Below are 6,905 nucleotides of genomic sequence, written 5' to 3'. Positions count from 1 at the left end.
GGCCCGCCCGGCAGGCCCAGCGCGACGAAAGCCGGCAGCGCGCCGAAACCCACCGCGTACGGCAGCGGCGACAGCACGGTGGCCTTCAGCCCCAGGTTGTAGGCCCACGCGCCCGCCACCCCCGCCAGGTGCACCGCGCCTGCGAGCGGCCCGTACAGCAGCGACAGCGGCACACACAGCGCGAACGCGGCCAGCGCCGCCGCCAGCACCCCGCGCGCCGTGACCGCGCCGCCCGCGACCGGCTTGTCCCCGCGGCCCGCCGCCGTGTCGCGCGCCGCGTCCACCGCGTCGTTGCTCCAGCCGATCGACAACTGCCCCGCGAGCACCGCGGCCGTGGCCAGCAGGCAGCCGCCCGCGCGCTGCCCCGACGCCACGGCGATCCCCGCGACCAGCACCGTCACGGCGGCCGTGGGCCCCGGATGACAGGCGCCGAGCAGCGCGAGGACCCGGGAGCCAGCCCGGGGCCGCGGCGCATCGGGAACCGCGGCCCGCGCGCCCCGCGCCGGCCGCTCGACGGCGTCCATCGGGCCATCGTAGGCACGCGCGCCGCGCCGTGAGCCGCATACGCGCGCCGCGCCGGGGGAAGACGGAACGTCGTCATTCCGTCAGGGGCCGAACCGGCGACCTGGCGTGTGACAGGGCGTAGTACGGGCAATGATGTTCCGTTCCCCAGCTGATCGGACCCCAGATGACGCGTATCGCAGCCGTACACGGAGTGCTCGCCCCCCACGAGTACAGCCAGCGCGAGATCACCGGCATGGTCGCGCGGACCTGCCTGCCCGACGGCACCGACCGCCGCCTCCTCGACCGGCTGCACACCGGCGTGCGGGTCGCGCGCAGGTCGATGGCGCTGCCACTCGAACGGTACGCGGAGCTCGGCGACTTCGGTGAGACGAACGACGCGTTCATCGAGAGCGCCGTGCCGCTCGGCGCCGAGGCGGTGACCGGCGCCCTGGAGGCCGCGGGCCTGTCGCCGCGCGACGTGGACCTGCTGATGTTCACCTCCGTCACCGGCATCGCCGCCCCGTCCGTGGACGCGCGGCTCGTCTCGCGGCTCGGCCTGCGGACCGACGTCAAACGGCTCCCGGTGTTCGGACTCGGCTGCGTGGCGGGCGCGGCCGGCCTGGCCAGGCTGCACGACTACCTGCTCGGCCGGCCGGACGACGTGGCCGTGCTGCTCTCCGTGGAGCTGTGCAGCCTCACCCTGCAGCGCGACGATCCGTCCGTGGCGAACCTCATCGCCTCCGGCCTGTTCGGCGACGGCGCCGCCGCCGTCGTCGCCTGCGGCGCCCGCCGTGAGACCCGGGGCCCCGCCGTCGTCGACACGCGCAGCCGGATGTACCCGGACACCGAGGGCGCGATGGGCTGGGACATCACCGGCTCGGGGTTCCGCATCGTGCTGGACGCCGGCGTGCCGGACATCGTCCGCAAGAACCTCGCCGCCGACGTGGACGGGTTCCTCGCCGACCACGGCCTCGCGCGCGAGGACATCACGGCCTGGGTGTGCCACCCCGGCGGCCCGAAGGTCCTCCGCGCGGTCGAGGAATCCCTCGACCTGCCGGCCGGGGCCCTCGATCTGACCTGGCGTTCCCTCGAATCGGTGGGCAACCTCTCGTCCTCCTCCGTCCTGCACGTCCTGCGTGACACCCTGGCCGAACGGCCGCCGCCGGCCGGCACCGCGGGACTCATGCTCGCCATGGGGCCCGGCTTCTGCGCGGAACTGGTCCTGCTGCGCTGGTGACCGCCCGGGCGCCGGCGGGTCGCGCGGTGCGTCGGGCGGGCCCGGGGAGAGACGGACGACTGTGATCGGGGAGCGACTGTGATCTGGTACACCGTGCTGGTTCTCGCGGTGGGCGCGGAGCGCCTCGCCGAACTGGCCGTCGCCAAGCGGAACACGCGCTGGAGCCTCGCACGCGGAGCGGTCGAGCACGGCTGCGGCCACTACCCCGCCATGGTGGCGCTGCACACCGGCCTGCTCCTCGGCTGCCTCGCCGAAGTCCGGTTCGGGCACCGGCCGTTCGAGCCCGCCCTCGGATGGCCGATGCTCGCCGCCGTCCTGCTCGCGCAGGGGCTGCGCTGGTGGTGCGTCACGGCCCTCGGGCCGCGCTGGAACACCAAGGTGCTCGTCGTGCCGGGGCTGCCGCTGGTCACCGCGGGCCCCTACCGGCTGCGGTGGCTGAGGCACCCCAACTACGTGGCGGTGGCGGCCGAGGGCGTGGCCCTGCCGCTCGCGCACACCGCGTGGCTGACGGCCGTCGCGTTCACCGTACTCAACGCCTGGCTGCTGACCGTGCGGATACGGTGCGAGAACGCGGCACTCGCTCCCGCCGGAGCGCCGGTGTGATCGACGTGCTCGTCGTCGGCGGCGGACCCGCGGGCCTGGCCGCCGCACTGCACGCGTCCGCCGCCGGATTCGAGACGGTGGTCCTCGAACCCCGTACCGGCACCGTCGACAAGGCGTGCGGCGAAGGAGTGATGCCCAGCGGCGTACGGGCACTGACCGCGCTCGGTGCCTGCCTGCCACCCGGCCGGCCGCTGCGCGGCATCCGCTACGTACGCGAACACCACCACGCCGAGGCGCTGTTCGACGCCGGGCCCGGCCGGGGCATCCGCCGGACCGACCTGCACGCGGCGCTGCTGCGGCGGGCCGAGGCGGCCGGTGTCGGGCCGGTCCCCGGACGGGTCACGGAGGTGGCACAGGACGCGGACGGGGTGACGGCGGGCGGACTGCGCGCCCGCTGGCTGATCGCGGCGGACGGCCTGCACTCACCGGTGCGCCGGGCGCTCGGCCTGGACCTGCCGCCGGGACCGCGCGCCCCGCGCCGCTACGGGCAGCGCCGCCACTACCGGATGGCCCCCTGGTCGGACCTCGTCGAGGTGCACTGGTCGCGCACGGGCGAGGCGTACGTCACCCCGGTCGCCGACGACCTGGTGGGCGTCGCGGTCCTCAGCTCCCGGCGCGGGGGCTTCGACGAGCACCTGGCCGGGTTCCCCGCGCTGCGCGCCCGCCTGACCGGCGAGCCGGCGACGGCGGTGCGCGGCGCGGGCCCCCTCAGGCAGCGCGCCCGTACCCGCGTCGCCGGCCGCGTCCTGCTGGTCGGTGACGCGGCCGGCTATGTGGACGCGCTGACCGGCGAGGGCATCGCGCTCGGCCTGGCCTCCGCGCGCGCGGCCGTCGCGTGCCTGCGGGCCGGGCGGCCGGAGGCGTACGACCGTCAGTGGCGGGTCCTGACCCGACGCCACCGGGTCCTGACCGAGGCCCTGGTGCGGGTGGCGGGCCGGCCGGCGGCGGCGCATCTGCTCGTGCCCACCGCCTCCGCGCTTCCCCGCGTCTTCGGCGCGGCGGTGCGCGCCCTCCAGTAGCCCGCGGCGGCAGGGCGGCGCGGGCGCCTCCTACCGGCCCCGCGCGCGGGTCAGTCCTCCTGTGCCGGGTCGATCTGCTGGACGGTCGTCGCCGTGAGGTTCTGCGGCAGCACGTTGGCCACGTAGTCCTTCACCGTCGCGTCCAGGCCGACGTCGTGGCCCGCCTCCTCGGACAGGTACCACCGGTGTTCCAGCACCTCGTGGTAGATCTGCGCCGTGTCCGTCTCGCCCCGCAGCTCCAGCGGCACCGCCCGCACCGTCGGCCGGAACACGTCCCGCACCCAGCGGTGCGCGAGGACCTCGGGGCGCGCGCCGAGCGGGTCGCCCGGCGCGTAGTCGTCCTGCGTCGCCATCCACGACTCCAGGTCGCCGAGCAGCCTGCGGGCCTGGTTCTCCTCCGCGTCGAGCCCCGTCAGCCGCAGCAGCTGGCGCTGGTGGTGCCCCGCGTCGACCACCTTCGGCAGGAATCGGACGGTGTCTCCCCGGGGCGAACTCTCGATGCGCATCTCCGCCACGTCGAAGCCGAGGTCGTTGAGCCTGCGCACGCGCCGGTCGATGTAGTGGCGCTTGTCGAGGGGGTAGACCGACTCACGCGTCAGCTCGTGCCACAGCTCCTCGTAGCGCTCCACGATCGCCGCGCCGAACGGCACCGGGTCGATCGACGGGTGCAGCGCACCGGAGGCCTCCAGGTCCATCAGCTCGCCCGCGATGTTCATCCGGGCCAGCTCGATGTCGTACTCCCGCTGCCCCTGGCTCAGGGTGGTGTGCAGCTCACCGGTCTCCGCGTCCACCAGGTAGGCGGCGTAGGCGCCCGCGTCCCGGCGGAACAGCGCGTTCGACAGCGAGCAGTCGCCCCACGCGAAGCCCGCCAGGTGCAGCCGCACGAGCAGCACGGCCAGCGCGTCCATCAGCCGTTTCACGGTGCTCGGCCGCATCGTCGACTCGAACATCGAGCGGTACGGCAGCGACCCCTTGAGGTGCCGGGTCACGAGCGCCGACTCGATCTCCTCGCCGTCCGCCGCGGTCCTGCCGGTGACCACCGCGAGGGCCTCGACCGCGGGTATCCCGAGCCGGTGCAGACCGCGCAGCAGCTCGAACTCCCGCACCGCGGCGCGTTCCGTGATCTCCTTGACCGCCACGACCTCGGGTCCCGCGGACGCGAACCGCACGACGTGCCGTGAGATACCGCGGGGCAGCGGCACCAGACATGCCTCGGGCCACTCCTCCAGCACGGTGTTCCAGGGCAGGTCGAGCAGTTGGGCCGGGTGCTCCGGATTGGTCGCGCTGATCTGCAGCGCCATCGCGCCTCCCGCGGTCGGCTGGGCAGGGTCGGGTGGGGTCGGGGACGCCGCTGTCCCGCACCCAGTGTGCCGGGTCGGCGCGGCGCGCCGCCGACCGCGGGTGCCCGCGCCCGCGGCCCCGCCCTCAGCGCTTCAGCAGCAGCTCCGTGTTGCGGTCGTCCGCCGAGCCGTACGCGGTGGTGCTCGCGCCCGGCGCGTTGTGCGCGAACTCGCGGTACATGGCGGCGAGTCCGGTCTGCGACAGGTCGTGGAAGTCGGTGCGCGCGGGCGCGCCCGACTCGATCAGCGTGGTGAACAGGGACAGGGTGCCGTCGCCGTTGTCCGCGATCTCGATGACGCGCGCGAGCTGCGGCCTGTCCACGTGCGAGGCGGTGGAGATCTCCCAGAAGCTGCCGTGGGGCAGTATCCGGTTGCGGTGGCTGTGCCCGTTGACCCAGGCGCGCACATTGCGGTGCTTTCGCAGGAGCGCGACCACCTCGTCGCCGGTGTGGCGGACCTCGTGCGGCTGCGCCGGGTCGGGGTGCGTGTTGGTCATCGTCCAGCTGTTGTGGTGGCTGAAGACGACGACGTGCGCGTCCCTGTAGCGGGTGAGGGTCTTCTCCAGCCAGGCCAGCTGCCGCGTGCCCACCGAACCGAGGAAGTGGCCGCCCCTGTCGGTGGTGTCCAGGCTCACGCCCACGACGTTGTCACCCATGGGGAAGGTGTAGTACTGCGTGTTCGCGGCGAGGTTGTCGGCCGTGTAGCCGTGGCCGTGCGGCCCCGGTCCCGTGCGCGCGGGGTCCAGGTGCGCGGCCAGGTAGTCGTGCGGTGTGAACGGCGCCCTGCGCTCGTCCGGGGTGATCGCCCGCATGTGGCGGCGCTCGCGGCGCAGCAGGTCCACCAGCTCGTCGCCCGAGGGGTGGCTGCCCGCGCTGAGAATCGTACGCAGCGGAGCCGCCTCGCTCTCGGACACGGCGTACAACTTGCGCCCGCCCACGGCGAATTCGGCGAGATAGCCGGATCTGTCGGCCATCGCACCGCTCGCCAGCGCGTCGTGGTTGCCGACCGTCGAGTACCACGGGATGCGCAGACCGGGACTGGTCACGGGGCGGATCACCGCGTCGAGGTAGCCGCCGACGCGCGGGAAGCCGAGGCGGGTGTCGACGTCGCGGACGGTGGACTCCGGCTGCCAGTAGAGCGTCTCGCCCGAGTTCTGCGTGCCCTCGTAGTGCCGCGGGTCGCCGGTGTTGGGAATGGCCCGGCCCCCGCTCATCACGGTGAGGAACCAGTCCAGTTCGGCACGGGAGTTGTTGTCCGTGTTGTCACCCGTGGTCACCGCGAACGACAGCGGCGACCCGGTGGCGGGGCCGTCGCCGAGCGCGTTGATCCGTTCGATCAGCGCCACCGCCCCGGGCACGGACAGCGCCTCCTGGGGCCGCCAGCCGGTCAGGTCGGCGGCGCGCAGGTACTCGGTGCGCACCGGGTGCTGCACGTCGGCCAGGTGCAGGTCGGTGAGTTGGACGAACGCGGTGAGGGTGGTGCGCCGGGAGGCGCGTGACGTGCCCGCGGACGCCAGCTCGTGGCGCACCACCCGGCGCCATCCGGGGCCGTCGGCCAGCCGCTGGAAGCGCGCCCCGGTGTCGACGGGCGTCGCGACCGAGTCGAGGGTGGTGCGCGCCGGCACGCGAGGCGCCCGTACCGCGGTCGCGGAGGACGCGGCCGGGGTCCGCTGCGACGGTACGGCGGGGCGGTCCTGCGCGGGCGCCACGGCCCTCGCCCCGCCCGGGCCGCCGCGCAGGCCCAGCGGGAGGCCGATCCCGGCCGCGGCGCCGGCGGCCCCCGCGGCGGTGAGGAAGTGGCGGCGGTCTACGGAGGCGGCTGCGGAGCGTATGCGGGACATGATGCCCTTCCTCGGGTGAGGACGTACCTGCGGTCGGCCCAGGGGCGGTGCCCTGGCCACCCTTTGATGTTTGACACCGGGTGTGGCCTGCGCGTGAACGAGGTTCCAACGTCCGGCGCCCATCACCGCACAGGGATCACCGGGGTACCGAAGCCGTCCTCGGACCCATGCCCGCGCGCCGGAAAGCGGTCACTCAGCGTTCATCCGCCGGGGAAGGGGACGGACAGCCGGCGCACAGGGGACTCGTCGTGGCGTCCCGCCGGGAAAATCATGGAACCCGTGCGCATGGGGCTCCGGCGCAGGGGCAGACGCACTGTCGACCAGAGCCCGCGGCCCCCCCCCCCCGGCCGCCGGGGCTCGAC

Annotated in this window: 6 protein-coding genes; 3 read left to right on the top strand and 3 right to left on the bottom strand. The window is 74.6% G+C overall.

The window, feature by feature from the left end:
- On the bottom strand, positions 1-524 hold a 524-nt coding region (locus LCE31_RS33990; RefSeq protein ID WP_225021392.1), incomplete at its 3' end, for a UbiA family prenyltransferase.
- Positions 525-688: 164 nt separating this feature from the next.
- On the opposite strand from LCE31_RS33990, the gene LCE31_RS33985 reads away from it, so the two are divergent.
- From LCE31_RS33985 to LCE31_RS33975, 3 genes are all read left to right on the top strand, one after another.
- A complete protein-coding gene (locus LCE31_RS33985; protein ID WP_225021390.1) occupies positions 689-1,741 on the top strand; it encodes a type III polyketide synthase in 1,053 nt (350 codons plus the stop codon).
- A 78-nt stretch (positions 1,742-1,819) separates the two neighbouring features.
- Positions 1,820-2,344, top strand: a complete 525-nt coding sequence (locus LCE31_RS33980) for an isoprenylcysteine carboxyl methyltransferase family protein (protein ID WP_225021388.1) — start codon at positions 1,820-1,822, stop codon at positions 2,342-2,344.
- Positions 2,341-3,363 (top strand): NAD(P)/FAD-dependent oxidoreductase, encoded by a 1,023-nt coding sequence (locus LCE31_RS33975; RefSeq protein ID WP_225021386.1) that lies wholly within the window; start codon positions 2,341-2,343, stop codon positions 3,361-3,363. Before LCE31_RS33980 ends, LCE31_RS33975 begins: the two co-directional genes overlap by 4 nt.
- 50 nt (positions 3,364-3,413) lie before the next feature.
- On the opposite strand, the gene LCE31_RS33970 is transcribed toward LCE31_RS33975, so the two are convergent.
- Together LCE31_RS33970 and LCE31_RS33965 are read right to left on the bottom strand one after the other, a co-directional pair.
- On the bottom strand, positions 3,414-4,664 hold the full coding sequence (locus tag LCE31_RS33970; protein WP_225021384.1) for a DUF4032 domain-containing protein: 1,251 nt from the start codon (positions 4,662-4,664) through the stop codon (positions 3,414-3,416).
- Between the two features lie 124 nt (positions 4,665-4,788).
- A complete protein-coding gene (locus LCE31_RS33965; protein WP_225021382.1) occupies positions 4,789-6,543 on the bottom strand; it encodes a TIGR03767 family metallophosphoesterase in 1,755 nt (584 codons plus the stop codon).
- Between the last annotated feature and the right edge of the window lie 362 nt (positions 6,544-6,905).

It is taken from the genome of Streptomyces sp. 8L (assembly GCF_020176795.1).
Classification (GTDB): Bacteria; Actinomycetota; Actinomycetes; order Streptomycetales; family Streptomycetaceae; genus Streptomyces.
Note: the sequence above shows the minus strand (reverse complement) of the source record. Positions and strands in the feature narration are given on the sequence as shown.